At 70.5% G+C, this 24,181-nt stretch carries 32 protein-coding genes, 1 tRNA gene and 1 pseudogene; 18 read left to right on the plus strand and 16 right to left on the minus strand.

The genetic code is table 11. The features are described 5' to 3' along the window. Window positions 1-221 (minus strand): annotated as a pseudogene (locus CJZ86_RS14505) (SpoIID/LytB domain-containing protein); the annotation flags it as partial. A gap of 71 nt (window positions 222-292) precedes the next feature. Between CJZ86_RS14505 and rpmI the strand changes: the two are divergent. The 3 genes from rpmI to CJZ86_RS14520 all read left to right on the plus strand — a co-directional run bounded on the left by rpmI (window position 293) and on the right by CJZ86_RS14520 (window position 1,510). Further along, window positions 293-493 (plus strand): 50S ribosomal protein L35, encoded by a 201-nt coding sequence (rpmI, locus tag CJZ86_RS14510; protein WP_015109851.1) that lies wholly within the window; start codon window positions 293-295, stop codon window positions 491-493. Between the two features lie 68 nt (window positions 494-561). Continuing rightward, window positions 562-909, plus strand: coding sequence for a 50S ribosomal protein L20 (gene rplT / locus CJZ86_RS14515; RefSeq protein ID WP_015109852.1), 348 nt, complete (start codon window positions 562-564; stop codon window positions 907-909). A 37-nt stretch (window positions 910-946) separates the two neighbouring features. Further along, window positions 947-1,510 carry a tetratricopeptide repeat protein gene (locus CJZ86_RS14520; RefSeq protein WP_094587000.1) on the plus strand — a complete coding sequence of 188 codons (564 nt, stop codon included), beginning with the start codon at window positions 947-949 and terminating at the stop codon, window positions 1,508-1,510. Window positions 1,511-1,528: 18 nt separating this feature from the next. Here the strand turns inward: CJZ86_RS14520 and CJZ86_RS14525 are convergent, their stop codons facing one another. Then, the gene (locus tag CJZ86_RS14525) at window positions 1,529-2,098 is read right to left on the minus strand and encodes a hypothetical protein (protein ID WP_094587002.1); all 570 of its coding nucleotides are present in this window, start codon (window positions 2,096-2,098) and stop codon (window positions 1,529-1,531) included. Window positions 2,099-2,164: 66 nt separating this feature from the next. Here CJZ86_RS14525 and CJZ86_RS14530 point away from each other — a divergent pair, with 66 nt between their 5' ends. The 4 genes from CJZ86_RS14530 (at window position 2,165) to CJZ86_RS14545 (ending at window position 5,622) form a co-directional block, all read left to right on the plus strand. Continuing rightward, complete coding sequence (locus CJZ86_RS14530; protein WP_502690440.1) at window positions 2,165-2,986, plus strand: thiazole synthase; 822 nt, start codon at window positions 2,165-2,167, stop codon at window positions 2,984-2,986. A 58-nt stretch (window positions 2,987-3,044) separates the two neighbouring features. Then, window positions 3,045-3,209 carry a photosystem II assembly protein Psb34 gene (psb34, locus tag CJZ86_RS14535; protein ID WP_094587070.1) on the plus strand — a complete coding sequence of 55 codons (165 nt, stop codon included), beginning with the start codon at window positions 3,045-3,047 and terminating at the stop codon, window positions 3,207-3,209. Between the two features lie 69 nt (window positions 3,210-3,278). Beyond that, the gene (locus CJZ86_RS14540; RefSeq protein ID WP_094587004.1) at window positions 3,279-4,475 is read left to right on the plus strand and encodes an NAD-dependent epimerase/dehydratase family protein; all 1,197 of its coding nucleotides are present in this window, start codon (window positions 3,279-3,281) and stop codon (window positions 4,473-4,475) included. Window positions 4,476-4,485: 10 nt separating this feature from the next. Beyond that, entirely contained in the window at window positions 4,486-5,622 is a 1,137-nt protein-coding gene (locus CJZ86_RS14545; protein WP_094587006.1) for a glycosyltransferase family 4 protein, read from the plus strand. Between the two features lie 6 nt (window positions 5,623-5,628). Here CJZ86_RS14545 and mrdA read toward each other — a convergent pair whose 3' ends face one another. From mrdA to cbiD, 6 genes are all read right to left on the minus strand, one after another. Then, window positions 5,629-7,410: a penicillin-binding protein 2 gene (gene mrdA, locus CJZ86_RS14550; RefSeq protein WP_094587008.1), complete on the minus strand. Its 1,782-nt coding sequence runs from the start codon at window positions 7,408-7,410 to the stop codon at window positions 5,629-5,631. Further along, on the minus strand, window positions 7,410-7,805 hold the full coding sequence (locus CJZ86_RS14555; RefSeq protein WP_094587010.1) for a hypothetical protein: 396 nt from the start codon (window positions 7,803-7,805) through the stop codon (window positions 7,410-7,412). The genes mrdA and CJZ86_RS14555 overlap by 1 nt, the downstream gene beginning before the upstream one ends. Window positions 7,806-7,857: 52 nt before the next feature. Beyond that, complete coding sequence (locus tag CJZ86_RS14560) at window positions 7,858-8,499, minus strand: DUF8672 family protein (RefSeq protein WP_233134039.1); 642 nt, start codon at window positions 8,497-8,499, stop codon at window positions 7,858-7,860. A gap of 243 nt (window positions 8,500-8,742) precedes the next feature. Next, the gene (locus CJZ86_RS14565) at window positions 8,743-9,456 is read right to left on the minus strand and encodes a sulfotransferase family 2 domain-containing protein (protein ID WP_094587012.1); all 714 of its coding nucleotides are present in this window, start codon (window positions 9,454-9,456) and stop codon (window positions 8,743-8,745) included. Between the two features lie 57 nt (window positions 9,457-9,513). Continuing rightward, the gene (gene guaA, locus CJZ86_RS14570) at window positions 9,514-11,133 is read right to left on the minus strand and encodes a glutamine-hydrolyzing GMP synthase (protein ID WP_094587014.1); all 1,620 of its coding nucleotides are present in this window, start codon (window positions 11,131-11,133) and stop codon (window positions 9,514-9,516) included. A 47-nt stretch (window positions 11,134-11,180) separates the two neighbouring features. Next, complete coding sequence (cbiD, locus tag CJZ86_RS14575; RefSeq protein ID WP_094587016.1) at window positions 11,181-12,314, minus strand: cobalt-precorrin-5B (C(1))-methyltransferase CbiD; 1,134 nt, start codon at window positions 12,312-12,314, stop codon at window positions 11,181-11,183. An 80-nt stretch (window positions 12,315-12,394) separates the two neighbouring features. On the opposite strand from cbiD, the gene CJZ86_RS14580 reads away from it, so the two are divergent. The 3 genes from CJZ86_RS14580 to CJZ86_RS14590 all read left to right on the plus strand — a co-directional run bounded on the left by CJZ86_RS14580 (window position 12,395) and on the right by CJZ86_RS14590 (window position 14,222). Next, window positions 12,395-13,546 (plus strand): pyridoxal-phosphate-dependent aminotransferase family protein, encoded by a 1,152-nt coding sequence (locus CJZ86_RS14580; RefSeq protein ID WP_094587074.1) that lies wholly within the window; start codon window positions 12,395-12,397, stop codon window positions 13,544-13,546. A gap of 76 nt (window positions 13,547-13,622) precedes the next feature. After that, window positions 13,623-14,075 carry a hypothetical protein gene (locus tag CJZ86_RS14585; RefSeq protein WP_216918341.1) on the plus strand — a complete coding sequence of 151 codons (453 nt, stop codon included), beginning with the start codon at window positions 13,623-13,625 and terminating at the stop codon, window positions 14,073-14,075. Between the two features lie 75 nt (window positions 14,076-14,150). After that, window positions 14,151-14,222: transfer RNA gene (locus CJZ86_RS14590), tRNA-Gly, on the plus strand. A gap of 166 nt (window positions 14,223-14,388) precedes the next feature. Here the strand turns inward: CJZ86_RS14590 and CJZ86_RS14595 are convergent. The 3 genes from CJZ86_RS14595 to CJZ86_RS14605 all read right to left on the minus strand — a co-directional run bounded on the left by CJZ86_RS14595 (window position 14,389) and on the right by CJZ86_RS14605 (window position 15,430). Next, window positions 14,389-14,622, minus strand: a complete 234-nt coding sequence (locus CJZ86_RS14595; protein ID WP_353615232.1) for a hypothetical protein — start codon at window positions 14,620-14,622, stop codon at window positions 14,389-14,391. 205 nt (window positions 14,623-14,827) lie between these two features. Next, window positions 14,828-15,079 carry a DUF8683 family protein gene (locus tag CJZ86_RS14600; protein ID WP_094587020.1) on the minus strand — a complete coding sequence of 84 codons (252 nt, stop codon included), beginning with the start codon at window positions 15,077-15,079 and terminating at the stop codon, window positions 14,828-14,830. 48 nt (window positions 15,080-15,127) lie between these two features. After that, window positions 15,128-15,430: a hypothetical protein gene (locus tag CJZ86_RS14605; RefSeq protein WP_094587022.1), complete on the minus strand. Its 303-nt coding sequence runs from the start codon at window positions 15,428-15,430 to the stop codon at window positions 15,128-15,130. A gap of 110 nt (window positions 15,431-15,540) precedes the next feature. Here CJZ86_RS14605 and CJZ86_RS14610 point away from each other — a divergent pair, with 110 nt between their 5' ends. The 3 genes from CJZ86_RS14610 to CJZ86_RS14620 all read left to right on the plus strand — a co-directional run bounded on the left by CJZ86_RS14610 (window position 15,541) and on the right by CJZ86_RS14620 (window position 16,963). Then, entirely contained in the window at window positions 15,541-16,062 is a 522-nt protein-coding gene (locus CJZ86_RS14610) for an AbrB family transcriptional regulator (RefSeq protein WP_094587024.1), read from the plus strand. A gap of 63 nt (window positions 16,063-16,125) precedes the next feature. Continuing rightward, complete coding sequence (locus tag CJZ86_RS14615; RefSeq protein ID WP_094587026.1) at window positions 16,126-16,578, plus strand: DUF6554 family protein; 453 nt, start codon at window positions 16,126-16,128, stop codon at window positions 16,576-16,578. Continuing rightward, entirely contained in the window at window positions 16,562-16,963 is a 402-nt protein-coding gene (locus CJZ86_RS14620) for a hypothetical protein (RefSeq protein ID WP_143594173.1), read from the plus strand. Before CJZ86_RS14615 ends, CJZ86_RS14620 begins: the two co-directional genes overlap by 17 nt. Before the next feature lie 15 nt (window positions 16,964-16,978). Here CJZ86_RS14620 and CJZ86_RS14625 read toward each other — a convergent pair whose 3' ends face one another. Continuing rightward, the gene (locus CJZ86_RS14625; protein WP_094587078.1) at window positions 16,979-18,565 is read right to left on the minus strand and encodes a DEAD/DEAH box helicase; all 1,587 of its coding nucleotides are present in this window, start codon (window positions 18,563-18,565) and stop codon (window positions 16,979-16,981) included. A gap of 96 nt (window positions 18,566-18,661) precedes the next feature. Between CJZ86_RS14625 and CJZ86_RS14630 the strand changes: the two genes are divergently transcribed. Further along, window positions 18,662-19,099: an HNH endonuclease gene (locus CJZ86_RS14630; RefSeq protein ID WP_094587030.1), complete on the plus strand. Its 438-nt coding sequence runs from the start codon at window positions 18,662-18,664 to the stop codon at window positions 19,097-19,099. Here CJZ86_RS14630 and CJZ86_RS16855 read toward each other — a convergent pair. After that, a complete protein-coding gene (locus CJZ86_RS16855) occupies window positions 19,045-19,284 on the minus strand; it encodes a hypothetical protein (protein WP_143594174.1) in 240 nt (79 codons plus the stop codon). The genes CJZ86_RS14630 and CJZ86_RS16855 overlap by 55 nt on opposite strands. A 35-nt stretch (window positions 19,285-19,319) precedes the next feature. On the opposite strand from CJZ86_RS16855, the gene CJZ86_RS14640 reads away from it, so the two are divergent. Beyond that, a complete protein-coding gene (locus tag CJZ86_RS14640) occupies window positions 19,320-20,258 on the plus strand; it encodes an SDR family oxidoreductase (protein ID WP_094587034.1) in 939 nt (312 codons plus the stop codon). Here the strand turns inward: CJZ86_RS14640 and CJZ86_RS14645 are convergent. Then, a complete protein-coding gene (locus tag CJZ86_RS14645; protein WP_094587036.1) occupies window positions 20,216-20,398 on the minus strand; it encodes a hypothetical protein in 183 nt (60 codons plus the stop codon). The genes CJZ86_RS14640 and CJZ86_RS14645 overlap by 43 nt on opposite strands. Window positions 20,399-20,425: 27 nt before the next feature. Between CJZ86_RS14645 and pdxA the strand changes: the two genes are divergently transcribed. Further along, the gene (pdxA, locus tag CJZ86_RS14650) at window positions 20,426-21,454 is read left to right on the plus strand and encodes a 4-hydroxythreonine-4-phosphate dehydrogenase PdxA (protein ID WP_094587038.1); all 1,029 of its coding nucleotides are present in this window, start codon (window positions 20,426-20,428) and stop codon (window positions 21,452-21,454) included. Here pdxA and accB read toward each other — a convergent pair. Then, complete coding sequence (gene accB / locus CJZ86_RS14655; protein WP_198960160.1) at window positions 21,441-21,935, minus strand: acetyl-CoA carboxylase biotin carboxyl carrier protein; 495 nt, start codon at window positions 21,933-21,935, stop codon at window positions 21,441-21,443. The two genes, pdxA and accB, sit on opposite strands and share 14 nt — an antisense overlap. Window positions 21,936-21,940: 5 nt before the next feature. Beyond that, a complete protein-coding gene (efp, locus tag CJZ86_RS14660) occupies window positions 21,941-22,501 on the minus strand; it encodes an elongation factor P (protein ID WP_094587042.1) in 561 nt (186 codons plus the stop codon). 111 nt (window positions 22,502-22,612) lie between these two features. Here efp and CJZ86_RS14665 point away from each other — a divergent pair, with 111 nt between their 5' ends. Next, on the plus strand, window positions 22,613-23,716 hold the full coding sequence (locus CJZ86_RS14665) for a peptidylprolyl isomerase (protein ID WP_094587044.1): 1,104 nt from the start codon (window positions 22,613-22,615) through the stop codon (window positions 23,714-23,716). After that, window positions 23,709-24,181, plus strand: a 473-nt coding sequence (locus CJZ86_RS17435; protein WP_233134042.1) for an AIR synthase related protein, incomplete at its 3' end; no start/stop codon positions are given. The genes CJZ86_RS14665 and CJZ86_RS17435, both read left to right, overlap by 8 nt.

A 24,181-nucleotide genomic window follows, 5' to 3' on the forward strand; every position in this document is an offset into this window, starting at 1 on the left:
AGGCGGGCGGCCAGGGCCACCGCCAGCACCGGACGGGCCGCCGTGACCGGCTCGGGACGGGCCACCGGCCAGTGCATCAGGCTGGTCTGCCCAGGGGACGGGGCGTCCGGAGGGGGCGGTGGCGACAGGGCCGGCGGCCCCTGCTCGGCCCGGCAGCCGACCGGGAACAGCAGCGCCGCGGCCAGCAGCAGCCGGGGCAGGACGCGGGGACGCAGGGCCATCGAGGGGGCGGGGGGTTGGAGGAGGGTTCACCCGCGTCGTAGTGTGCTTGTTTGTGCCTGCGCCTACCGAGATGCCGAAGCTCAAGACCCGCAAAGCGGCCGCGAAGCGGTTCAAGGCCACCGGCACCGGCAAGTTCATGCGCCGACGTGCCTTCCTCAACCACCTGCTCGATCACAAGAGCCCCAAGCGCAAGCGCTATCTGGGGACGATGGCGGTGGTCGATGACCGCGACCACGACAACGTGGCCCGGATGCTGCCCTACGCCGGCTGAGTCCGGCCGGGCTCCCTCCGGGGTTCCCGCTTCCCTGTCTTTTCTCACCCACCCACCGCTCACCTCCCATGGCCCGCGTCAAGAGGGGCAACGTCGCCCGCAAACGCCGCAACAAGATCCTTCGTCTCGCCCGCGGCTTCCAGGGGAGCAACGGCAGCCTGTTCCGCACCGCCAACCAGCGGGTCATGAAGGCCCTCTGCAATGCCTACCGCGACCGTCGCCGCCGCAAGCGTGATTTCCGCCGCCTCTGGATCGCCCGGATCAACGCCGCCGCCCGCATGAACGGCCTCAGCTACAGCAAGCTGATCGGCGGCCTCAAGCGGGCCGACGTGCGCCTGAACCGCAAGATGCTGGCCCAGCTGGCCGTCGCCGATCCCGCCAGCTTCACCGCCGTGGCCACCGCGGCAGGCCACTGACGCCGTCCCCCCAGCACCGACCGTCCGGCCGGACACGATGACCGATCTGCTGCCCCAGGCCTACCTGCTCGGCCTGATCGCCCTGCTGGGCGTGGCCGCCATCGTTGTCGGCCGCCAGATTCTGCGGGTGCGGCGCGATGAACTCGCCCTGGCCCGCCTCGGCGGCATCGACAAGGCCGCTGGCGGCACCAGGGACGCCTCCACCCTCTATGAGCTGGCCTCGGTGCAGCTGCGCAAACGGCTGTACGCCGAGGCCCAGGTCAACCTCAAGCAAGCTTTGAAGCTGGCCGACGCGGAGAACGCCCCGGCCGAGGCGCGGGCCCTGATGGAGAACGCCCTCGGCTTCACCCTGGCGGCCCAGAACAACTACAGCGCCGCCGTGCGCCACTACCGGGCCGCCCTGCGGGCCAAGGCCGAGTATCCGGTGGCCCTCAACAACCTCGCCTTCGCCCTCGAGAAGCAGTCGAAGGCCGACGAGGCCCGCAGCCTCTACGAGAAGGTGCTGCAGCTGGAGGCCAGCAACAAGACGGCCCTCAAGCGGCTCTCGATCCTGGAGCGGCGCAGCGGCCGCCAGGCGGGCGAAAACGGCAAGGCCTCCTGAGACCCAGCCCGGCCGGGCTCACCAGAGGCCGCGCACCGGGGCGGGCGCTCCGGCGGCGGGGGCCTGGGCGGTGCGTTCCGGGACCAGCTGCAGGCGCCCGCCGGGGGTGGTGAGCCGGGGCGCCCGCCAGCCGCTCAGGGACAGGCCCTGCACGCTCTGAAAGGCGCCACCGGGCTCCAGGGCGCCGCCGAGGGGATCCCCCAGCACCAGCAGGTCGAGCTGGTCGGACTTGGCATTGAGGTTGCCCTGCACCGGAGATTCAACCCCGCCGATGGCCATCGCACCGCGCAGGTCCACCATCTGGCCGATCGGGGTGGCCCCGTCGATCCGCAGCTGCACGGGCACGGCGGGCCCGCCGCTGAAGGACTGGTAGCGGCCGTTCCAGCGACGGGGCATCTGCTCGGCGATCAGCCGGGCCCGGGCGATCGGATCGAAGGTCTCCACCTCACCGTTGGTGCCGCCGTCCTGGTTGATGGCCTGGATCTCTGGGGCGGTGAAGGGCACGAACCCATCGGCCGGCAGGGGGCTGGCGGCAAGCACCGGGCTGGCGGCGAGCAGCAGGGGCACGGCGGCCAGGGGCACCGGCATGGCGTGGGTCTCGGGGGCAGAAGGCAGACTAATCGGGATGCGCCCGTGCGCCGCAGGCCCCCGACCGTGACCGCCATCGCCCCCCTGACCTCCCGCGACGATCTGGTGATCGCCGGCCGTCGCTTCCGCAGCCGCCTGATGACCGGCACCGGCAAGTACCCGAGCCTGGAGGCCATGCAGGCCAGCCTGGAGGCCAGCGGCTGCGAGATCGTCACCGTGGCGGTGCGGCGGGTGCAGAGCGGCGCCCCGGGCCATGGCGGCCTGATGGAAGCAATCGACTGGGGCCGCATCTGGATGCTGCCCAACACGGCCGGCTGCGCCACCGCCGAGGAGGCGGTGCGGGTCGCCCGGCTGGGCCGGGAGCTGGCGCGCCTGGCGGGCCAGGAGGACAACAACTTCGTGAAGCTGGAGGTGATCCCCGACTCCCGCCACCTGCTGCCGGATCCCTTCGGCACCCTCGAGGCCGCCGAGCAGCTGGTGAAGGAAGGCTTCGCCGTGCTGCCCTACATCAACGCCGATCCCCTGCTGGCCAAGCGGCTGGAGGAGGCCGGCTGCGCCACGGTGATGCCGCTGGGATCCCCGATCGGCTCGGGCCAGGGCATCCGCAACGCCGCCAACATCGCCCTGATCATCGAGAACGCCCGCGTGCCGGTGGTGGTGGATGCGGGCCTGGGGGTGCCCAGCGAGGCCGCCCAGGCCATGGAGATGGGCGCCGATGCCCTGCTGATCAACAGCGCCATCGCCCTGGCGGGCGATCCGCCGGCGATGGCACGGGCGATGGCCCTGGCCACCGAGGCCGGTCGCACCGCCCTGCTGGCGGGCCGGCTGCCGCAGCGGGCCGAAGCCCGGGCCAGTTCCCCGCTGGAAGGCCGTGTGACGAACCATTGACGATCAATCCGATCCCGGCGGCCCTCCATAGGGTTTGCCGCACACCGACTCCCCCTCCATGCAGGTCACTGAAGAAGACGGCGGCAAACTGAACGCCTTCGCCAAGGAGCCCCGCATGGTGCTCCAGGAGGAGGGCGAGACCAGCGGCGCCAACCGGATGCTGCTGATCGGCGGCCTGGTGCTGGTGGCCGTCATGGTGGCGGTGGCGGCCGGCATCAGCTGAGGCCGATGGGGGCCTCTGAGGCCTGTAGTAGCTTGCCCGTCTGAGCAACTGCTCGTTCAGGAGTCTGGGGTGAAGGTTCTCGTTCTCGGCGGCGACGGCTTCTGTGGTTGGCCCTGTGCCGTGAACCTGGCGGAAGCCGGACACGACGTCGTCATCGTCGACAACCTGAGTCGGCGCAAGATCGACATCGACCTGGGCGTCGAGTCACTGACGCCCATCGCCACGATCCACGACCGGCTGCGGGCCTGGGAACAGGTGGGTGGCCGGGCCATGACCTTCGTGCACCTGGACATCGCCCGGGAGTACGACCGGCTGCTCGATCTGCTGCGCAGCGAGCGCCCTGAGGCGATCGTCCACTTCGCCGAGCAGCGGGCCGCCCCCTACTCGATGAAGAGCAGCGCCACCAAGCGCTACACCGTCGACAACAACGTCAACGGCACCCACAACCTGCTGGCGGCCATCGTCGACAGCGGCCTTGACGTCCACATCGTGCACCTGGGCACGATGGGCGTCTACGGCTACGGCTCCCACCGGGGCGCCACGATCCCGGAGGGCTACCTGACGGTGGAAGTGCCCCAGCCGGACGGCACCTGCTTCACCGAGAAGATCCTGCACCCCACGGATCCCGGCAGCGTCTACCACATGACCAAGACGCTGGATCAGCTGCTGTTCTTCTACTACAACAAGAACGACGCGATCCGGGTCACCGACCTGCACCAGGGCATCGTCTGGGGCACCAACACCGACCTCACCCAGCGGGACCCCCGCCTCACCAACCGCTTCGACTACGACGGCGACTACGGCACCGTGCTCAACCGCTTCCTGATGCAGGCGGCGATCGGCTACCCGCTCACCGTCCACGGCACCGGCGGCCAGACCCGGGCCTTCATCCATATCCGCGATTCGGTGCGCTGCGTCCAGCTGGCCCTGGAGCACCCCCCCGAGCCCGGCGAGAAGGTGAAGATCTTCAACCAGATGACCGAGAGCCACCAGGTGGGTGAATTGGCCCGCAAGGTGGCGGCCCTGACCGACTCTGAGATCAACTACCTGCCCAACCCCCGCAAGGAGGCGATCGAGAACGATCTGATCGTCGACAACCGCTGCTTCATCGAGCTGGGCCTCAAGCCCACCACCCTTGATGACGGCCTGCTGGCCGAAGTGGTGGACGTGGCCCGCCGCTGGGCCGACCGTTGCGACCGCTCCAAGATCCCCTGCCTCTCCGCCTGGACCCAGCGCCAGGCCGAAGCGATCAAGGCCTTCGCCTGATCTCCCCCCCGTGAAGATCGCCTTTTTCACCGAAACCTTCCTGCCGAAGGTCGACGGCATCGTCACGCGGCTCACCAAGACGGTGCAGCAGCTGGTGCTGGCCGGCGATGAGGTGCTGATCTTCTGCCCCGAAGGCGCTCCCGACGGCTACATGGGGGCCCGGGTGGTGGGGGTGCCGGCCATGCCGCTGCCCCTCTATCCCGAGCTGAAGCTGGCCCTGCCGCGGCCGGCGGTCTCGGAAGCCCTCGACCGCTTCGGCCCCGATCTGGTTCACGTGGTCAATCCGGCCGTGCTGGGCCTGGGGGGCATCTGGCTGGCCAAGAGCCGCGGCCTGCCCCTGGTGGCCAGCTACCACACCCATCTGCCCAAGTACCTGGAGCACTACGGCATGGGGATGCTTGAGCCCCTGCTGTGGGAACTGCTCAAGGCCGCCCACAACCAGGCCCAGCTCAACCTCTGCACCTCCACCGCCATGGTCGAGGAGCTGGCGGCCCGGGGCATCCAGCACACGGCCCTCTGGCAGCGGGGCGTGGACACCGACCTGTTCCGCCCCGAACTGGCCTCCGGCGCCATGCGCGAGCGGCTCCACGGCGGCCACGACGACACCGGCCACCTGCTCCTCTACATCGGCCGACTCTCGGCGGAGAAGCAGATCGAGCGGATCCGGCCCGTGCTCGAAGCCATGCCCCAGGCCCGGCTCGCCCTGGTGGGGGACGGTCCCCACCGCCAGCAGCTGGAGCGCCATTTCGACGGCACCGCCACCACCTTCGTGGGCTACCTGGCCGGCCAGGAGCTGGCCTCGGCCTATGCCAGCGGCGACGCCTTCCTGTTCCCCTCCAGCACCGAAACCCTCGGCCTGGTGCTGCTGGAGGCGATGGCCGCAGGCTGCCCGGTGGTGGGGGCCAACCGGGGCGGCATTCCCGACATCGTCAGCGACGGCGTCAACGGCTGCCTCTATGACCCCGACCAGCCCGCCAGCCTGACCACGGCCGTCCAACGGCTGCTGGGGGATCCGGCGGCCCGCCGCCAGCTGCGCCTGGCCGCCCGCGAGGAGGCCGAGCGCTGGGGCTGGGCCGGGGCCACCGCCCAGCTGCAGGGCTACTACCGCCAGGTGCTCCAGCAGGGCCGTTTCCCCCAGGCCGCCTGAGGCACCTCAGCCCGGCCGGACCGCCGCCGGCGGCTTGACGCCCCGGAACCACACGGTCATCAGGGCCTTCACCATCGGTGCGGCCACCGTGCCGCCATAACCGCCGGAGTTCTCACCGAAGGCGACGATCACCAGGGTGGGGGTGCCGGTGGCCGGGGCGTAGCCGCCGAACCAGGCATGGTCGGGACGGGGTGGATCCTCGGCGGTGCCGGTCTTGCCGGCCACGGGCGGCAGGCTGGGGTCGTTGAGGATGGTGGCCGTGCCGCTGGTGACCGCCTGGCGCAGGCCGGCATGCAGCACCCGCAGGGTGGCCGGCTTCAGTCCGATCCATTGGCGCGGGTAGTCACGCTCCACCAGGTGGGGCGTCACCAGCCAGCCGCCGTTGGCGACGGCGGCATAGAGGCGGGCCATCTGGATCGGCGTCACCGTCACCGCCCCCTGGCCGATCGAGGAGGTGATCGTGTCGACCGGGGTCCAGGGTTCACCCAGCACCTCCTTCTTCCAGGCCGGGTCCCCCAGCAGCCCAGGGGATTCCTCGGCGGACAGCTCGCTGCCGGTGCGGCGGCCGAAACCCATGCGCCGGGCGGCTTTGAACATCTCATCGGGGCCGACCATCAGCCCCACCTTGTAGAAGAAGCTGTTGCTGCTCACCCCGAGGGCGAAGGGGAAGCCGATGCTGCCGAAGGAGCCGTGGTCGGCGTAGCACTGGCCGTAGTAGCAGAAGGAGCCCACCGTCGGCACGGTGGAGTTCTCGTTGAGCTTGCCGGACTCGATGCCGGCGATGGTGGTGATGACCTTGAAGGTGCTGGCCGGCGGGAACCCCTGGAAGGCCCGGTTCAGCATCGGCGCCTCCGGCCGGTTGAGGCTGTTCCACTGGGCGGTGGTGGGGCCGTCGGAGAAGATGTTGGGATCGAAGTTGGGCCGGCTGGCCATCGCCCGCACGGCGCCGGTGCGGGGATCCATCGCCACGATCGCCCCCTTGCGCACCCCGTCGAGGGCCTTCTCCGCCGCCCGCTGCAGGTCGAGATCGAGGGTGAGGCGCAGATCCTTGCCGGCCTTGGCGGGCTTGTCCCCCAGCACCCGCTGCACCTGGCCTTCGGCATTCACCTCCAGCTGCTGGCCGCCCCACTCACCGCGCAGGTGGGTTTCGTAGACCTTCTCGAGCCCGCTGCGGCCGATGCGATCACTGATGCGGTAGCCGTGGTCGCGGAGGGCGGCGTACTCCTCCTCGGTGATGCTGCTCGTGTAGCCCATCACGTGGGCCCCGAGGCTGCCGTCGGGATAGGCGCGCAGCACGTCCTCGGACACCTCAGCCCCCTGCAGGGATCCGGCCTGCTCCCGGAAGCGCAGCACCTGCACCGGCGTCAGCGAGAGGGCCAGGGGAATCCGGAAGCCCTGGGCATTGGCGCCGCTGCGACGCTGGGCATCCAGCCGGTCGGCGGGGATCCCCAGCAGGCCGGCGAGCCGGTCCCGCAGCCCGGGCCAGCCACGGTCGTCCACCTGGAGGGGCTGGAGATAGAGGTTGTAGGTGAGCCGGTTGGTGGCCAGCACCCGCCCCTTGCGATCCAGCAGGCGGCCCCGCACGGGGTTGCGCGGCAGCAGGCGGATCCGGTTCTCGTCGGCCATCGCCCGGTTCTCGGCCCCGTGCAGCAGCTGGAGCCAGGCGAGGCGCCCGAGGATCGCCGCCAGGATCAGCAGCATGAAGGTGAGCAGGAGGGCGGCCTGGTGGCCTGTCCCTGTGTGGCGGGTGGAGGAGGCCCCGAGCCCGCCGCCGGCAGCGCGCACCATCAGCCGAGTCGGCTCTGGAGCAGGGCCAGCCGGGCCTCGATGCGCTCCAGGGCCGCCAGCAGCTCGGCCGGATCCGCCGGACTGGGCGGCGGGGCCGCCTCCCAGGCGGGAGGGGTGGCCCCTTGGCCCTCCTCGGCGCCCACGTCGCGCACCTCCACCTTCATCACGGGGTTGCCCAGGCCGGGCTGGAAGCGATCGAGGTTCTCCCTCACCTGGCTGGCCGCGGGCTCCCCTTCCTCGCGCAGCTGGCCGAGGGGATCGGCACTGGTGCCGTCGAAGGCGGCCAGCACCTCGGCCGGCCCGCCCTTGCGGACCCGCTCCACCACCGCCAGTCCCACCGGCAGCACGTCCTGCATCAGGGCCAGGCGCAGGGAATCGAGGGGATCGGCAGCCATGACGTCGGAACCCGGACCGGGCTTTCCAGTCTGACGTGCGGAACGGCCCGGCTCAGGGTGCGGGTCGCTGCACCCCGGGATCGACGATCACCTGGCCGCAGAAGCGGGTGCTGCCCAGCCACCAGCCGCCGCCGACAGCCAGCACCAGCAGGACGCTGAAGGGCAGCAGGGCCTGGCGGGTGCCGTCGAGGGAGAGCCACTCCAGCCAGCCCCGCAGCCAGCGATCGCGGTCGAAGCGGCGCCGCTCCCTCAGGCTTTCCTTGCCGCGGCGGTCGAGGGCCCGGGCCACCCAGCGCTCGAAGGCTTTCTTCTTGGTGACGGCCATCTTGCGCTCCACCTCCAGCAGGTGGCCGGCGCTGAGGTCGGGGTTGAAGGTGCTGATCAGCTCCAGGCTCTTGAGGAACATCTCCACCGCCCCTTCCTTGATCGCCAGGTCGGCCGGATCGAGGCCGTCCCAGTCGACCTCGGGATAGAAGCGCAGACGGTTGCTGCGGATCTGCTCCTCGGGGAGCTGGCCGGGTTCCCGCAGCCAGCGGTCGGTGTTGGCATCGAAACGACGCCAGTAGAGGAAGGGGTTGAGAAAGACGGTCTTGCCGGCCAGCAGGATGCTGTCCTGCTGCAGGCGGCGGTGCAGCTGGGGGTCGTGCTCAGCCCCGGCAGGGCTGCCAGCGACGGCGGGGGAGACGGGAGGCACGGAGCAAACGGCCGGGTGCCGAGGTTATCGAAGTTGGCCCGCTGGGGCCAGCCTGGGGATCGGGACGGCCTCCGGGTCCAGAGCGATCAGCAGAACGTGTGGCCGGAGACATCTGGACAGGGCCCGGTCGCTGAGAAGGGGAGGGACTCTCCCTCGCCGCCTCAGATCAGTGCGGCGCCATACCTGCCTTCTCGCGGCTGGGATGGGCTCACCAGCAGCTCTGGGGGCAAGAGGAGATAAGCATCAGGGATAGAACAACGCGAGGTCCAGACCATGCAGTGATTCCTCCTCAACGAAACGCCTCAGCTCCCGACTGCCGAGGACTCGCCTGGCTTCCTCACGGAAGGGGCTGACATTCCTGGAAGCTGCAGGCAATTCAAACCCAAAAGTCTGAGAAAACTGAAGAGACAGGGACTCCGTCTGCAAGACGTTCAGCCGGAGGCGCTCCACACCGCTCAGGTAGCGAGACTTCACCCTGCTTTTGAGTAGTGGAAGCAAGTCCGGAAAGCGCTTGATGGCCTTGATCGTGAAGCGCATGTCACGAGGCAGCAGATACTGAAAAGCAGGCATGGTGCTCTGGACAAGGGCCATAAAGTCCGCTTCAACAAATTCAGGACTCTGGCGGAAGACGTAGGCTCCTGTTCTCTCGTCTAGAACCATGTTGCGGTGCGGCGAATAGTAAAAAGAGACAAGGCGCTCGAAGGGCTTTCGCACGCAGGAGTAAATCTTAAGCTCATTCAAAGAGGGCTTGATCAGCAAGTAAGTCGACAGCGACTGGTGCTTTCGGTGCGTCAGAGATCCACGAATCTCAAATCGATCAACGCCATCGCGAAAGCCGCCGCTGACCATTTCATCGCAGCTGAGGCCAGCGTCAATGATGGCCGACTGAATGGTATTGCCACCCGTCTTCGGAATATGGATAAACAGGCATGTCTCACCTTGATGAGAGAAAAGCATGGTGACTCGCTTTCATCGTTGCCATTGAAGCCATGAAGGACAGCCGTCAACCGGCTGTCACTCCCACTCGATCGTGCCGGGGGGCTTGCTGGTGATGTCAAGCACCACCCGGTTCACCCCCCGCACCTCGTTGACGATGCGGTTGGAGATCAGCTCCAGCAGGTCGTAGGGCAGCCGCGACCAGTCGGCGGTCATGCCGTCCTCGGAGGAGACGCAGCGCAGCACGATCGGGTAGGCGTAGGTGCGCTTGTCGCCCATCACGCCGACGCTGCGCACGGGCAGCAGCACGGCGAAGGCCTGCCAGATCTCGTTGTAGAGGCCGGCATCACGCACCTCCTCCCGCACGATCAGGTCGGCGTCCCGGAGGATGTCGAGCTTGTCGTCGGTGACCTCCCCCAGGATGCGGATCGCCAGGCCTGGGCCGGGGAAGGGATGGCGCCCCACGATCTCCTGGGGCAGGCCGAGGCTGCGGCCCACCTTGCGCACCTCATCCTTGAACAGGCGCCGCAGCGGCTCCACCAGCTTGAACTGCAGGTCCTTGGGCAGGCCGCCCACGTTGTGGTGGCTCTTGATCTTCACCGCCACCCGCTCGCCGGTCTTGGGGTCGACGTTGGTGCCGGCGCTCTCGATCACATCGGGGTAGAGCGTGCCCTGGGCGAGGTAGTCGAAGGGGCCGAGGCGGCGGCTCTCCTCCTCGAACACCCGGATGAACTCGGTGCCGATGATCTTGCGCTTCTCCTCCGGGTCGGTGATGCCGGCGAGCTTGGAGATGAAGCGCTCACGGGCATTGATGTATTCCACGTTGATGTGGAACTGGCGATCGAAGAAATCCATCAGGAACTCCGGCTCGCCTTTGCGCATGAAGCCCTGGTCGATGAACATGCAGGTGAGGCGATCCCCGATCGCCTGGTGCAGCAGGAAGGCCAGGGTGGAGGAATCGACCCCGCCCGAGAGGGCCAGCAGCACCCGCTTCTCGCCCACCTGGGCCCGCACCTCGCCGATGGCCTCGTCGATGAAGGCGGCCGTGGTCCAGTCGGGGATGCAGCCGCAGATGTGATAAACGAAATTGCGGATCATCACCATGCCGCAGGTCGAATGCACCACCTCGGGATGGAACTGCACCCCGTAGAGACGGCGGGCATGGTCGGCCACCGCTGCCTCGGGGGTGTTGTCGGTGTGGGCCAGCCGCACGAAGCCCTCGGGCAGCGACTCCACCGAATCGCCGTGGCTCATCCACATCGTCGAGCCCTCCTCGACGTTGGTGAGCAGATCCACCGGGTCGTCGACATGCAGCGGCGCCTTGCCGTACTCGGCCCGGCCGGCGGCCACCACCGATCCGCCCAGCTGCTGCACCATCAGCTGCATGCCGTAGCAGACCCCCAGCACCGGGATGCCCAGGTCCCAGAGGCCTGGGTCGCAGGAGGGGGCCCCCTCCTCGTAGACGGAGCTGGGGCCGCCGCTGAGGATGATCCCCTTCGGGTTGAGGGCCTTCAGTTCCGCAGCGGTGGTGGTGTAGCCCATCACCAGGGAGAACACCTCCGTCTCCCGCACCCGGCGGGCGATCAGCTCGGAGTACTGGGAGCCGAAATCCAGGATGACGATGGCCGGAGGTCGGCGGGAACCGCTGGCATGGTCCCGATCCGAACCCGGTGGTGCGGTCTGCGGCGTTTCGGACATCGGCTCGAAGGCGGCCAGGCCAGGGCCCGGTATTCGGTGCCAGCACCCTAAGTCGCGCCCCTGAAGCGTTCCATCAGCGCCGCCCCCACCGGCCCGCAGACCCGCAGCCGGCGCTGGCGGTCGAACAGGGCCGCCCCCACGGCGGCCGGCGGGGCGCCATGGCTGGCCAGGTAGGACCGGCAGCGGCCTTCAATGGCGTCAGCGATGCGCGCCCGCAGACGTCCGGCCAGCTCCGGATCGGCCTGCTCCAGAGCGGCCAGGGCGGCCTCCACCGTGGCGGCCCCGTAGAGCGCTGCCAGGGTGGCGCCGTCGGCCCCCTCCAGGGCGGCCAGGGCGGTGAGCACCTCGGTGCGGCCGTCGGCCAGGTGGTGGTGGGTGTGGAAGATGCCGCCGGCCAGCTTGATCAGCTTGCCCTGGTAGCCGAACAGCAGCAGCCGTTCCACCCCCGCTTCGGCGGCCGCCACCAGCACCGGGCCGAGCCAGTTGCCCGCCTTCAGCAGCAGCTGCGGCGGCAGGCCCAGCTGGGGGGCCAGATCCAGGCCGTTCTCGCCGATCACCAGCACCAGATCGCCGCCGGCCCCCGGCGCCGCCATGCGCTCGGCCAGCTCGGCCAGGGTGCGGGCCAGCTGGTCCGGGTCGGCGCCGGCCTGGACCTCGGCCTGGGTGCCGATCAGGGCCAGCCCGTCCACCACCCCGAAGGCGGCATTGCTGGTGCGCTCCGCCAGGCGGCGGCCGTCGGGCAGCACCAGGGTGAGCCCCAGGCGGCGGCCGGCGGGCACCAGGGGCCCCAGGTTGGCCTCCAGCAGGCGTCGGGCATAGCCGGAGAGGCAGGCCTCCCCGGTCGCGGCGTGGACTCCCACCCCCTCGCCGGGCTCCAGCTGCAGCCAGGGCCCGTCGCCGGGCAGCCAGCGGGCCAGCACCCAGACCACCAGGCCGCGGGTGAGGTCGAGCCCCTCGCCCGGATCACAGCAGCTCTCCCCCAGGGCCAGCCCCTCCCCCAGGCCCGCGGCGGCCCGCACTGGCACCGGCACCACTCCCGGCGGCTGCAGCAGTTCCAGGGCCACCGAGGCGCTGAACGGCTCCCCCTGCAGGGCCCCGAGGGCGGCGCGGGCCGCGGCCGCCAGCCACACCGGCAGGGTGAAACCCCGCTGGGGCGCGGAGGGGGGGCGCAGGGAATCGATGGCCGGCGGGAACGCTGTTTTTTATGGTGGTCGATCGCCTTGCCTTCGCCAGGCCCGCGCCCCTTCCCTCCCCACAGCTCATGCAGGACAAGCTCACTCTGATGATCCCCGGCCCCACCCCGGTGCCGGAGACCGTCCTGCAGGCCATGGCCCGCCATCCGATCGGCCACCGCAGCGGCGATTTCCAGAAGATCGTGCGCCGCACCACCGAGCAGCTGCAGTGGCTGCACCAGACCAAGGGCCACGTGCTGGTGATCACCGGCAGCGGCACCGCGGCGATGGAGGCCGCGATCGTCAACACCCTCAGCCGCGGCGACAAGGTGCTCTGCGGCGACAACGGCAAGTTCGGCGAACGCTGGGTGAAGGTGGCGAAGGCCTACGGGCTGAACGTGGAGGTGATCAAGGCGGAGTGGGGCCAGCCCCTCGATCCGGAGGCCTTCCGCGCCGCCCTCGAGGCCGACACCGCCAAGGAGATCCGGGGCGTGATCCTCACCCACTCGGAAACCTCCACCGGGGTGATCAACGACCTGCAGGCCATCGCCGGCCATGTGAAGGCCCACGGCACCGCTCTCACCATCGCCGACTGCGTCACCAGCCTCGGGGCCTGTGACGTGCCCATGGACGCCTGGGGCGTGGACGTGGTGGGCTCCGGCTCCCAGAAGGGCTACATGATGCCGCCGGGCCTGAGCTTCGTGGCCATGAGCGCGCGGGCCTGGACGGCCTACGAACGCTCCGATCTGCCGAAGTTCTATCTGGATCTGGGCAAGTACCGCAAAGCCGCCGACGACGACAGCAACCCCTTCACCCCGGCGATCAACCTCTACTTCGCCCTCGAGGCGGCCCTGGGGATGATGCAGAAGGAGGGTCTGGAGGCGATCTTCGCCCGCCACGACCGCCATCGCCGGGCCACCCAGGCGGCGATGAAGGCGATCGGCCTGCCCCTCTACGCGGCCGAGGGCCACGGCAGCCCGGCGATCACGGCGGTGGCGCCGGAGGGCATCGATGCCGAGGCCCTGCGCAAGCAGGTGAAGGAACGGTTCGACATCCTGCTGGCCGGCGGCCAGGACCACCTCAAGGGCAAGGTGTTCCGCATCGGCCACCTGGGCTTCGTCTGCGACCGCGACGTGCTCACGGCCGTGGCGGCCATCGAGGCCACCCTGCAGGACCTGGGTCTGGCCAAGGCGCCGATCGGCGCCGGCGTGGCGGCGGCGGCGGCGGCGCTGGCCGCCTGAACGACGGCGTGGCCAGCCCCAGGGGCCGTGATTAGGTTCATGGTGAACGGTTTTTGACGCCATGACCCTTGCTGCCATGCGACGCCTTCCCCTGGCCGCCGTCCTCTGCCTGGGCCTGGCGGCCTCCGGCTGCCAGCGCACCGACCTCAGCCAGCAGACCAAGAAGACCGAGGCCAGGATCTGCACCGAGCTCGCCACGGTGAACCAGGCCCTGGAGCAGGTGGCCGCCCTGACACCCACCTCCACCGTGGGCGAGGCGCGGGCCGCCCAGCAGAAGCTGGAACAATCGATCGCCGCCCTGCAGACCTCGGAGAACCAGCTGCAGAAGCTGAGGGTGGAAGCCTTCCGCAAGCTGCTCGAAGGCTTCCGGGGCGAGGTGGCCAAGGCCTCCGCCAACAAGGACCAGACCCTCGAGCAGGCCGCCAACGAGCTCAAGCCCAAGGCCATGGCGGTGATCGCCGCCCGCAGGGCGCTCTCTGCGGCTGTGCAGTGCGAGGAGCCGGCGGCAGCGGCCCCCGCCAAGCCCTGACAAGGCTTCACCCTGGCTCCGGGCACCCGGTTGGCGCCCGGAGCCTTGCTAGTGTGAGGCTGCACGTGAATGCACGCGGGTGTAATTCAGTGGTAGAATGTCAGCTTCCCAAGCTGAACGTCGCCGGTTCGAATCCGGTCACCCGCTTGATCAATAAGTCCCAGAGGTTGCGCCTCAGGCCTGACGTCTCACAACGCTGAATAGGGAGTGCCTCCAACAGCCCGGGGCAAGAATCCATTCTTGAACCCGGGAGTTGGGCCGAAAGGATGGACAAGTTCCTGAAGGCCAACCGGCCACGATGGTGTGGCAGGGATCAGGCGCGTGGCTTGATCAACTGGAGCACCTGCAAGCCAAGGCCGCCGGCCCGCCGCTCGCAGTCGAGGGCCTGAAGAATGGCCCGGGCCGACGCGTCGATATCCCCTTCACTGGCCGCCACCCGCGCCTGCTCATTGAGTGACGCCGCCTGCTGCAGAAGACGCTGACGCGCCCCCGGATCGGACAGGGGTGACACGCTGGACCTCGGACGTGAAGGGGTCTCCAGCGTCAAGGTGACGGGGGCAGGTGGACTGGCAACAATCATGACCGGCGAGGAGTTCGCAGCATCGAAAACATGTAAAAAGGGCGATTGGCTTCCAACGCCCCCTTTTCTGTTTACATCTTACGGCAGAACATAACAGCCTGTCCCGCATGGGCGGAAGACAGGGGGAAAAGAGATGATCTGCCGTTCACTGCATCGGTTCGTTCGTGCCGGCTCAGGTGCCCGGCTCCTCCTGGTTGCCGCCAAGGGCGGCGATCTGGGAACGCAGCTGGTCGGAACGCTGCAGGTCGCCCCGGGTGAGGGCAACGGCGAGGGCGAACTCGAGCTTCTCGAGCTGGTGGTCGCCCTCCACCTGCGAATGGGTGCGGAGCTTGCAGTGGGGAGCCGGGCTGGAGACGCGAGGGGCGGCACCCTGCCCGTGAAGAGCGCCGAAGGATGACTGGTAAGGGGAAGTGGGGAAGGCCATGACCCGCTTTCTTTTTATTTTGACACCCTTGGCCAGAGGAGCGCGTCCTCAGGCCGCATTGGGATAGCCGACGTCCTCCTGGCTGTCGAACGCGGCGGGCGCCTCGGATGCGGTGGGCGCCTCGGATGCGGAGCCGATCTCCAGCAGATGACGGCAGTCCTGCAGCAGCCGCTCGACGTTGTCGAGGCTGGCCAGTTCCTGGGGGTCCGGCCTGTCCTGGTTGGAGGCCTGCAGCTCCACCGCCGCCAGGCGCTGCTCCAGGGTCACCAGCCGCTGGGAGAGGGCATGGATGGTTTCGGCGAGATCTTCGGCATTGCGGCTGATGCGGAACGACACCGAGGCGGGGGCCATGGCGGGAAAGCGACTGGGCTGTGCCGCATGACAACACACCCGGGGCACCCCCTCAAGCACCTGTGGCCCTGATCTCCCAGAGTGGGCCCTGTTGATCGGGCTCACGTCGGATGAACCATGCCTGGCATCTGCTGATGTACGCGCTGGCCGGGCTCGCCGGCGGCCTGCTGGCCCTCCGCACCGGCATCCCGGCGGCCCCCCTGGCCGGGGCCCTGCTGGGGGCCGCCCTGGTCAGCGTGACGGGGCGGCTGGAGGTGGCCCAGTGGCCGGTCGGCACCCGCACCCTGCTGGAGATCGGCATCGGCACGGTGATCGGCACGGGCCTCACCGGCACGGCCCTGCTGGAACTGCGCCAGCTGTGGCGACCCGCCCTGCTGATCACGGTCACCCTGGTGCTCACCGGCCTGGTGGTGGGACTCGGATGCAGCCGGCTGATGGGCGTCGATCCGGTGGTGGCCCTGCTGGGGGCGGCCCCGGGGGGCATCAGCGGCATGAGCCTGGTCGGTGCGGAGTTCGGCGTCGGGGCGGCCGTGGCCACCCTGCACGCCGTGCGCCTGATCACGGTGCTGGTGATCCTGCCGCTGGTGGTGCGGCTGGTGTTGCCGGCGACCGCCACCCCACCGGGCGGCTGACCACCCTGGACAGCGCCGCAGGGGTCGATACGTTGGGCCACCTCGTTCTTCCCTTGCGGTCCGATGGCCACACGCCACTCTCTCTCTCACCGACTGGGCCCGATCGTCCTGGCGGCGGCGGCCGTCCTGCTGACCGGCGCCGGCACCGCCCAGAGCGCCCGGGCCGGCAATGACATCGAGGGCCCCGGGGGCAAGGGGGCCCAGGTGTACTGCTTCATGCGCAACAACGGCAACGTCCACGAAGTCAGCTGGAACGCCGCCTACGCCCTGATCAAGCGCCAGAGCGCCGGTCTGTTCAAGACCTCCCCCGAACACGCCGCCGTGATGATCACCGAGGCCGTGGTTCAGAACCCCGGCACCTTCCCCGATTGCGGCCGCTTCCTGGGCGAACTGTTTGCGCCGCGCACCTCCGGCAGCACCGCGGCCAGCCCGGAACCCGGCCCCACCTCCATCTCGGTCGTGGGCGGTGGTAAGGCTGGTGGCAGCGGCATGACCCGGAGTGAGCGTTACAACTGAGCGGGCCCGCCTGCATCCGTCCATCGGTCCGGTGGGCCTGCTGCTGATCGTGCTGCTGGGCGGCTGCGCCGAGGAGCCCCTCCCCCAGCGGCCGATCACCCGGGAGGACTGCCTGCGAACCGTGAAGCTGGAGGACCTCCCCGGCGCCCTGCGCCAGTGCGATCGGGTGGTGGCGGCCTTCCCGAAGGACCCGGGGCCGCTCAACGAGCGCTTCCTGCTGCACACCCTGGCCGGCAACACCACGGCGGCCTGCCGGGACATCGCCCGGGCCACGGTGCTGGCCGCCGCCGTACCGAAGGACAAGCTGGATCCGATCCTGCGCCAGGACCTGGAGGTGCGGCGGAGCAGCTGTGCCGACGGCGCCCCCGCCCGTCCGGGGGGCTGAGGGCCCGGCAGCGGCTCAGCCGCTCTCGAGCCACTGGCGCACCAGCGCCGGCAGGGCCCGCTGGCGACGCAGGCTGTCCTGGCCCTGGAGCAGCAGGGAGATCCGCTCGGCCTTGCTGGCGATCAGATCGTCCACCAGCCGGTCGGCGACACCCAGCTGCAGCCAGTGGCTGGTGAGCGCGGCCCCCATGCCGATCCGGTGGCAGCGGTCCTCCGCCTGCTCGGCGTCGCCCGGGGTCCAGGGCCGCTCCACCAGCACCACATGCCTGGCCCGGTGCAGGGTGAAGCCGAGGCCGCCGGTGCCGTAGGTGGCGATCAGCACAGGGGATCGGCCCGACTGAAAGGCATCCACCAGCTTCTGCCGGCGCGGCGGCGGCACGGCGCCCACCAGGGGCCCCCCATCCTCCGGCCGACCGAGCTGCCCGTGCAGCGCCAGGGCGGTGGCCACGAAGGCCGTGAACACCACCACCGCTTCGCCGCCAGCCACCAGCTCGGACACCAGCGAGACGGTGGCGTCGAGCTTGTGGCTCGAGGCGATCTGGCGCAGGGCCGTGAACACGGCCAGGGCTTCGGCGTCGCGGCGCACCTCGCCGGCCATGGCCCGGCGGCGGTAGTCGTCGATCCGCTCCTGCAGGGCCCGCTCGAAGGCCTCGGCGCCGGCGGGGTCGAGGCTGACGGGCCGCTCGAGCCGCCGCTTCGGAGGCAGGTCCAGGCACTGGCCCTTGCGGCGATGGAGCACCAGGGGCCGCACCAGCCGCTGCAGCTCCTCCAGCTGGCTGGCGCCGCTGGCCTGCCAGATCCGCCGGCCTCCCTGCTCCCGCCAGTGCCCCTGGCAGTAGCGCTCCTCGAAGTGGCGCTGGTCGGCCGCCAGGGGATGGCCGATGGCGGCCAGCAGGGGAAAGAGCTGGACCGGCCGGCCGTTCTTCATCGGCGTGCCCGTGAGCAGCCAGATCGCCCGCAGGCGTGGATGGCGGGCCAGGCGCAGGAACGCCTGGGTGCGGGCGGCCTGGAGCGTCTGGGCGAAATGGGCCTCGTCGGCGATCAGCACCGTGCCGGCGGCCGGCAGTTCGGCCGGCAGCCGGGCCCAGCTGTGCAGCTCCAGGCGCAGGCCCAGGGCCGCCGCCTCCTGGCGCCAGTGGTGGTGCAGCCCCGCCGGGGCCACCACCACCAGCCGGCAGTCGGCCAGGCGCACCAGGGCGCGGCCGGCCACCAGGGCACTGAGGGTCTTGCCGAGGCCCATGGCATCGGCCAGCACGGCGCCGCGGCGGGCCAGCAGCCAGCGCACCGCGAGCCGCTGGTGGCGGAACAGCCGGCGGCCGTCAGGGAGTTCTTCGTCGGCGGCAGCCGCCGCCACCAGGGCCCGGTGGGGGGGCAGGGGCGGCAGGGGCTGCCCCAGCCAGCCGAACCAGCGGGCCAGCTCCGGGGTGAGCGGAAAGCGCCCGGCGCACTGCTGCTGCAGCGCCGCGGCCGCCTCGAGGGGAAACTGCCAGCAGCCGCGGCGGCTGAGCCACTGGCCCCGGGGGCGAATGGCCCGCAGCTGCGCCTGGGTGACCGCGTCGAAGGGACTGACCACCTCGATCAGACCCGAGGCGCCCAGGCGCATCTGCACCAGGGGGGTGGCCAATGCGGCAAAAAGCAATCAAGAACACATTGACACCCGGGACGCTGAGGGCAAACTTCCGCCAACCGAGGCGCGCTGATGCAGGCCAGGGATGGAGTCTTTCTCGAAGATCTCTGCCCCAAGCTGCGAGCGCGTCGATGGCGACAGTCGCTGCACCGGATGACCGGCCGCCGCTGCCTCTACTGCGGCGAGGCGTCGGAATCCATCGACCACGTGCATCCACTCAGCCGCGGCGGCCAGAGCATCACCGAGAACTGTGTGCCGGCCTGCCTGGGCTGCAACGGCCGCAAGGGGGACAGCGATGCCTTCGTCTGGTACCGGAGCCAGCCCTTCTACGACCCGCGCCGGGCGATGGCCCTGCGGGCCTGGACCGATGGCGATCTGCGCCTGGCGCTGCGGCTGCTCCAGTGGGTGGCACCCGCCGAACCGGAGACGGCCACGGCCGCCGAAGCGGAGGTGACTCACCAGACGCGGCAGGCCTCCACACCGTTGTGGCGGTGGCAGATGGCCTCCTGATCGAGGGGCTGCTCGGGCGCCAGCACCACGGCCCCCAGCACCAGACCCACGGCCAGCAGCAGCGGAGCGGCGGCCCGGTGTCGGCGCGCCGGAGCCCGATGGCCGCGGCCGGCAAGCGGCCGGGCGAGGGGGCGGGATGGCGCGAGGCCGACAGGGAGACTGACACCGAACGACGAGGTGGTCACGGGATGGGGAAACGGACAGTGATACAGATGTACTGATGGCGGAGGATTCTGTCAACCCGGAGGCCGACGCCATCGGGATCGACCACCCGGCCCTGCCCGCCGCCGCCGCCGCCGCCATCGACCGGATGCTGGTGCTCGGCGGCGGCTACACCGGCCGCCGCGTCGCCCGGGCGCTGGAGGCGGCCGGCGTGCCGGTGCTGCTCACCCATCGCCAGCCAGCCCCGTCGGGTGACGCCCGGGGCTGGCTGCACTTCGATCCCGACCAGGGGGCCCTGCCCAGCCAGGCCGAGCTGGCCGGGGTCAGCCACGTGCTGGTGACGATCCCGCCCGATGCCGGCGGCCGCGATCCGGTGCTGGAGTCCCTCGAGACCCGACTGCGTCAGCTGGCACCGGCCTGGGTGGGCTACCTCTCCACCACCGGGGTCTACGGCGACACCGGCGGCGCCTGGGTGGACGAGACCAGCCCGACCCGGCCCCTGCTGGAGCGCAGCCAGGCCCGGCTGGCCTGCGAACAGGCCTGGCGCCGCAGCGGCCTGCCGGTGCAGCTGCTGCGGCTGCCCGCCATCTACGGCCCCGGCCGCAACCCGATGGTGAGCCTGCGCAACGGCACGGCCCGGCTCATCCACAAGCCAGGCCAGGTGTTCTCGCGGGTGCACGTCGACGACATCGTCGGTGCGGTGCTGCACTGCATCGCCCTGTCCCCCGACGCCAGGCCGGACACCCTGATCCTGGCGGACACCTTCCCCTGCCCCTCCAGCGAGATCCTGGGCCTGGCCGCCCATCTGCTGGGCTGCCCGCTGCCGGAGGTGCAGCGCTACGAGGACGTGGCCGCGGCCATGGGTCCCATGGCCCGCAGCTTCTGGAGCGAGAATCGTCGGGCCAGCAGCCGGAGGCTCAGGGACGACCTCGGCTACCGCCTGCTCTACCCCACCTACCGGGAGGGCCTGTCGTCCTGCAGCGGCGACTTCTTCTGAGCGCCGAAGATCGATGGATCGATCAGGGAGGACAGCCCCGTGTCCTTGCCCATCTTTTCCCAGTCGACCACGACCCACTCATTGCGGAAGGCGAGCCCACCTCCGAGCAGCAGCACACCCAGCACCAGCAAGCGGACCATGAACCGACCCCGACAGCCCCCGATGGCATGAAAACTACTGCGGATCGCCTCGTCATCGCCCTGGGGGATCCCGCCGGCATCGGCGCCGAGGTGACCCTCAAGGCCCTTGCCCGGCCACGGCCCGCCGGCCAGGAGGTGGTGCTGGTGGGCTGCGGCCGCTGGCTGCGGGAGTGCCACCGCCAGCTGCTGGTCTGCAGCGACGCGCCCCTGGCCGACCCCGATGCGTTCCCCCTGGTGGACATCCCCCTGGAGCAGCCGGTGGTCCCGGGGGTCAGCAGCCCTGCCGCCGGTGCGGCCAGCTTCGCCTGGCTGACCGAGGCCGTGGCGCTGGTGGGCGCCGGCGGCGGCCGGGCCCTGGTGACGGCCCCGATCGCCAAGGCCAGCTGGCAGGCGGCGGGCCATGCCTACCCCGGCCAGACCGAGCGGCTGGCGGAACTCACCGGCGCCGCCGACGCCGGGATGCTGTTCACCGCCGTGGCCCCCGGCGGCGGCTGGCGGCTCAACACGCTTCTGGCCACCACCCACATCCCCCTGGCCGAGGTGAGCGCCCGGCTCGGCCCCGAGCTGGTACACCAACGTCTGGAGGCCCTGCTGGCCTTCTGCCGCCGCTTCCGGAGCCGGCCCCGGCTGGTGGTGGCGGGCCTGAACCCCCATGCGGGGGAGGGGGGCCACCTGGGGCGGGAGGAGCAGGACTGGCTGATTCCCACCCTGGAGCGCTGGCAGGACCAGCATCCGGAGGTGCGGCTGGAGGGGCCGGTGCCGCCGGACACCTGCTGGCTGGAGGCGGCGGCCGCCTGGAGGGGCCAGGCCGAAGGAGCCGACGGCTACCTGGCGCTGTACCACGACCAGGGGCTGATCCCGGTGAAGCTGCTGGCGTTCGATGCCGCCGTCAACACCACCCTGGGCCTGCCCTTCCTGCGCACCTCCCCCGACCACGGCACCGCCTTCGCGATCGCCGGCCGGGGCATCGCCAGGGCCGACAGCATGGCGGCGGCGATCCACACCGCCTGGGAGCTGGGTCAGCCCCCGGCGACGGTGGCGCTCAGCCCGCCTTGATCCGCATCAGCACCTGGCCGAATTCGACCGGGGTGCCGTTCTCCACCAGGATCTCCACCACCTCGCCGCTGAACTCGCACTCCAGCTCGTTCATCAGCTTCATCGCCTCAAGGATGCAGACGGGCTGGCCGGCGCTGATGCGGCTGCCCACCTCCACGAAGGGGGCCTCACCCGGGGCCGACGAGCGGTAGAAGGTGCCCACCATCGGCGCCGTGACAGCCTGCAGGTCACTGCGCACCGAGGCGGCCGGGGGCGGGGGCGCCGACGGGCCGGGGGCGGCGCCGACCGGAGCCGCGGGGGCGGGTGGCGGCGGCGGCGTCCCGGCCGGAGCCTGCACCATGGTGACCGTGGCCGGCGCGGGGGCCGGCAGGTTGCGGCGCACCTCCAGCCGGAAGTCGTCGCCTTCGAGCTTGAGTTCCTGGATGTCGCTGTCCCCGAGCAGGGCCAGCAGCTGGCGCAGTTGGTCGTGATCGAGCTGCATGGCGATCAGGACTCCCGGCCCAGATAGCTGTCGGTGCGGGTGTCGACCTTGATCTTCTCGCCGATCGTGATGAACAGGGGCACCATCACCTGGGCGCCGGTCTCGACGATGGCCGGCTTGGTGCCGCCGGTGGCGGTGTCACCCTTGACGCCGGGGTCGGTCTGGGTGACCTCGAGCACCACCGAATTGGGCAGCTCCACCTCCAGGGGCTTGCCGTTCCAGGAGACGACGCTCACCTCCATGCCTTCCTTGAGGTACTTGCGGCCGTCACCGATCTGCTTGGCGGTCAGGCGGGTCTCCTCGTAGGAGGCCATGTCCATGAAGACGTAGTCATCACCTTCCATGTAGGTGTGCTGGAGGGTCGACTTCTCCAGCTGGGCCTGGGGCATGGTTTCCCCGGCGCGGAAGGTCTTCTCGACCACGTTGCCGCTCTGGACGCCCTTGAGCTTGGTGCGGACGAAGGCCGAGCCCTTGCCTGGCTTGACGTGAAGGAATTCGACGACGCGCCAGACCTGGCCATCCAGCTCAATCGTGGTGCCGGTACGAAAGTCGTTGCTGGAGATCATTCCGGCGGATCGGATCGGGGGATTGTACGTCTGGCTACAGGCCCACCGGCGGACGGCGGCGGCGGAGGCCCGGGCCGGTTGTGCCAAAGTCCAGGCAGTCACAGGGGAAGCATGGACCGGCGACGCAGGCGCATCGGGTTCACCACCACGCTGGCCGCCCGGCTGGGGGCCGCCCTGACCTTCGTGCTGACCCTGCTGCTGGCGGTCCCCGCCGCCTGGGCCTACCTGCCCCAGGGCAACGCCGTCAGCGACCCCACCGCCCTGCTGCGCAACGCCCTGCCGATCGAGCAGCGCGACCTGCAGGCGCTGCAGCACCGCCTCGAGGACACCAGCGACGATCTGCGGGCCAAACGCTGGAGCAGCCTGACCGGCTCCGTGCGCCGGGCCGAGTCCCAGCTCGGCGGCAGCCGGGAGCGGATCCTGGCCAGCTTCGATCCCGCCGACCGGCCCACCGCCGAAGCCCTGCTCGCCGACACGGACGTGCGCCTGCAGGATCTGGCGGCCGCCGGCGAGGCCCAGGACCGGGACCGGTTCCTGGCGGCCCGCCGGGAGGCCCTGGCCGACATCGGCCGCGCCGAAGCCCTGCTGGTGGGGCCCTTCCCGTTCACGATTCCCGCCGAGTTCGACGCCCTGCCCCGACTGCTGGGCCGGGCCACCGTGCGGCTGACCACCACCAAGGGTGACCTGACCGCCGTGGTGGACGGCTACAACGCCCCCCTCACCGCCGGCGCCTTCGTGGACCTGGTGCAGCGGGGCTTCTACGACGGCCTGCCCTTCAACCGCGCCGAGGACTTCTACGTGCTGCAGACCGGCGATCCCGTCGGCCCGGCGACGGGCTTTGTGGATCCGGTCAGCAAGCAGGAGCGCCAGGTGCCCCTGGAGATCATGGTGCCCGGCCAGGAGGCCCCCTTCTACAACCAGACCTTCGAGGATCTGGGGATGTTCAAGGCCGAACCGGTGCTGCCCTTCGCCAGCAAGGGCACCCTGGGATGGGCCCACTCCGATGAGGCCTTGGGGGACGGCTCCTCCCAGTTCTTCCTGTTTCTGTTCGAACCCGAGCTCACCCCGGCGGGCCTCAACCTCATCGACGGGCGCTACGCCGCCTTCGGCTATGTGGTGGACGGCTTCGACGTGCTCGAGGAGCTCACCGCCGATGACGGCATCGTCCGGGCATCGGTGGTCGAGGGGACCGACAACCTGCGCCCCCATGCCTGAGGGGCCCACCCTGGCGCAGCTGGGGGAAACGGAGCTGATCCGGCGCCTCGGCGCCTTCGCCCCCCGGGGACAGTTCGACGATGACGCCGCCCTGCTCGGTCCGGCCCTGCTGGCGGGCCCGCCGGCGGGCGATCCGCCCCTGGTGCTGAACACCGATGTGCTGGTGGAGGACGTCCACTTCAGCGAGGCGACGATGGGCGCCGGCGACGTGGGCTGGCGGGCGGCGGCGGCCAACCTCTCCGATCTGGCGGCCATGGGCTGCCTCGGCGCCGTGGGCATCACCGTGGCCCTGGTGGCCCCGGGTCACACCCCCTGGGCCTGGGTGGAGGGGGCCTACGGCGGCATGGCGGAACTGCTGGGGGCCCACGGGGGCGTGCTGCTCGGGGGCGACTGCAGCGGCGGTCGCCAGCGCCTGCTGGCCGTCACCGCCCTGGGCCGGCTGCCGGCGGGGGGCGGTGCGATCCG

It is taken from the genome of Synechococcus sp. BO 8801 (assembly GCF_002252675.1).
GTDB lineage: Bacteria > Cyanobacteriota > Cyanobacteriia > PCC-6307 > Cyanobiaceae > Cyanobium.

Coding starts and splice junctions, on each gene's coding strand:
- rpmI (WP_015109851.1), top strand. CDS start 293: ATGCCGAAGCTCAAGACCCGCAAAGCGGCCGCGAAGCGGTTCAAGGCC.
- rplT (WP_015109852.1), top strand. CDS start 562: ATGGCCCGCGTCAAGAGGGGCAACGTCGCCCGCAAACGCCGCAACAAG.
- CJZ86_RS14520 (WP_094587000.1), top strand. CDS start 947: ATGACCGATCTGCTGCCCCAGGCCTACCTGCTCGGCCTGATCGCCCTG.
- CJZ86_RS14525 (WP_094587002.1), bottom strand. CDS start 2,098: ATGCCGGTGCCCCTGGCCGCCGTGCCCCTGCTGCTCGCCGCCAGCCCG.
- psb34 (WP_094587070.1), top strand. CDS start 3,045: ATGCAGGTCACTGAAGAAGACGGCGGCAAACTGAACGCCTTCGCCAAG.
- mrdA (WP_094587008.1), bottom strand. CDS start 7,410: ATGGTGCGCGCTGCCGGCGGCGGGCTCGGGGCCTCCTCCACCCGCCAC.
- CJZ86_RS14555 (WP_094587010.1), bottom strand. CDS start 7,805: ATGGCTGCCGATCCCCTCGATTCCCTGCGCCTGGCCCTGATGCAGGAC.
- CJZ86_RS14565 (WP_094587012.1), bottom strand. CDS start 9,456: ATGCTTTTCTCTCATCAAGGTGAGACATGCCTGTTTATCCATATTCCG.
- guaA (WP_094587014.1), bottom strand. CDS start 11,133: ATGTCCGAAACGCCGCAGACCGCACCACCGGGTTCGGATCGGGACCAT.
- CJZ86_RS14580 (WP_094587074.1), top strand. CDS start 12,395: ATGCAGGACAAGCTCACTCTGATGATCCCCGGCCCCACCCCGGTGCCG.
- CJZ86_RS14585 (WP_216918341.1), top strand. CDS start 13,623: ATGCGACGCCTTCCCCTGGCCGCCGTCCTCTGCCTGGGCCTGGCGGCC.
- CJZ86_RS14600 (WP_094587020.1), bottom strand. CDS start 15,079: ATGGCCTTCCCCACTTCCCCTTACCAGTCATCCTTCGGCGCTCTTCAC.
- CJZ86_RS14605 (WP_094587022.1), bottom strand. CDS start 15,430: ATGGCCCCCGCCTCGGTGTCGTTCCGCATCAGCCGCAATGCCGAAGAT.
- CJZ86_RS14610 (WP_094587024.1), top strand. CDS start 15,541: ATGAACCATGCCTGGCATCTGCTGATGTACGCGCTGGCCGGGCTCGCC.
- CJZ86_RS14615 (WP_094587026.1), top strand. CDS start 16,126: ATGGCCACACGCCACTCTCTCTCTCACCGACTGGGCCCGATCGTCCTG.
- CJZ86_RS14625 (WP_094587078.1), bottom strand. CDS start 18,565: ATGCGCCTGGGCGCCTCGGGTCTGATCGAGGTGGTCAGTCCCTTCGAC.
- CJZ86_RS14630 (WP_094587030.1), top strand. CDS start 18,662: ATGCAGGCCAGGGATGGAGTCTTTCTCGAAGATCTCTGCCCCAAGCTG.
- CJZ86_RS14640 (WP_094587034.1), top strand. CDS start 19,320: ATGGCGGAGGATTCTGTCAACCCGGAGGCCGACGCCATCGGGATCGAC.
- CJZ86_RS14645 (WP_094587036.1), bottom strand. CDS start 20,398: ATGGTCCGCTTGCTGGTGCTGGGTGTGCTGCTGCTCGGAGGTGGGCTC.
- pdxA (WP_094587038.1), top strand. CDS start 20,426: ATGAAAACTACTGCGGATCGCCTCGTCATCGCCCTGGGGGATCCCGCC.
- accB (WP_198960160.1), bottom strand. CDS start 21,935: ATGCAGCTCGATCACGACCAACTGCGCCAGCTGCTGGCCCTGCTCGGG.
- efp (WP_094587042.1), bottom strand. CDS start 22,501: ATGATCTCCAGCAACGACTTTCGTACCGGCACCACGATTGAGCTGGAT.
- CJZ86_RS14665 (WP_094587044.1), top strand. CDS start 22,613: ATGGACCGGCGACGCAGGCGCATCGGGTTCACCACCACGCTGGCCGCC.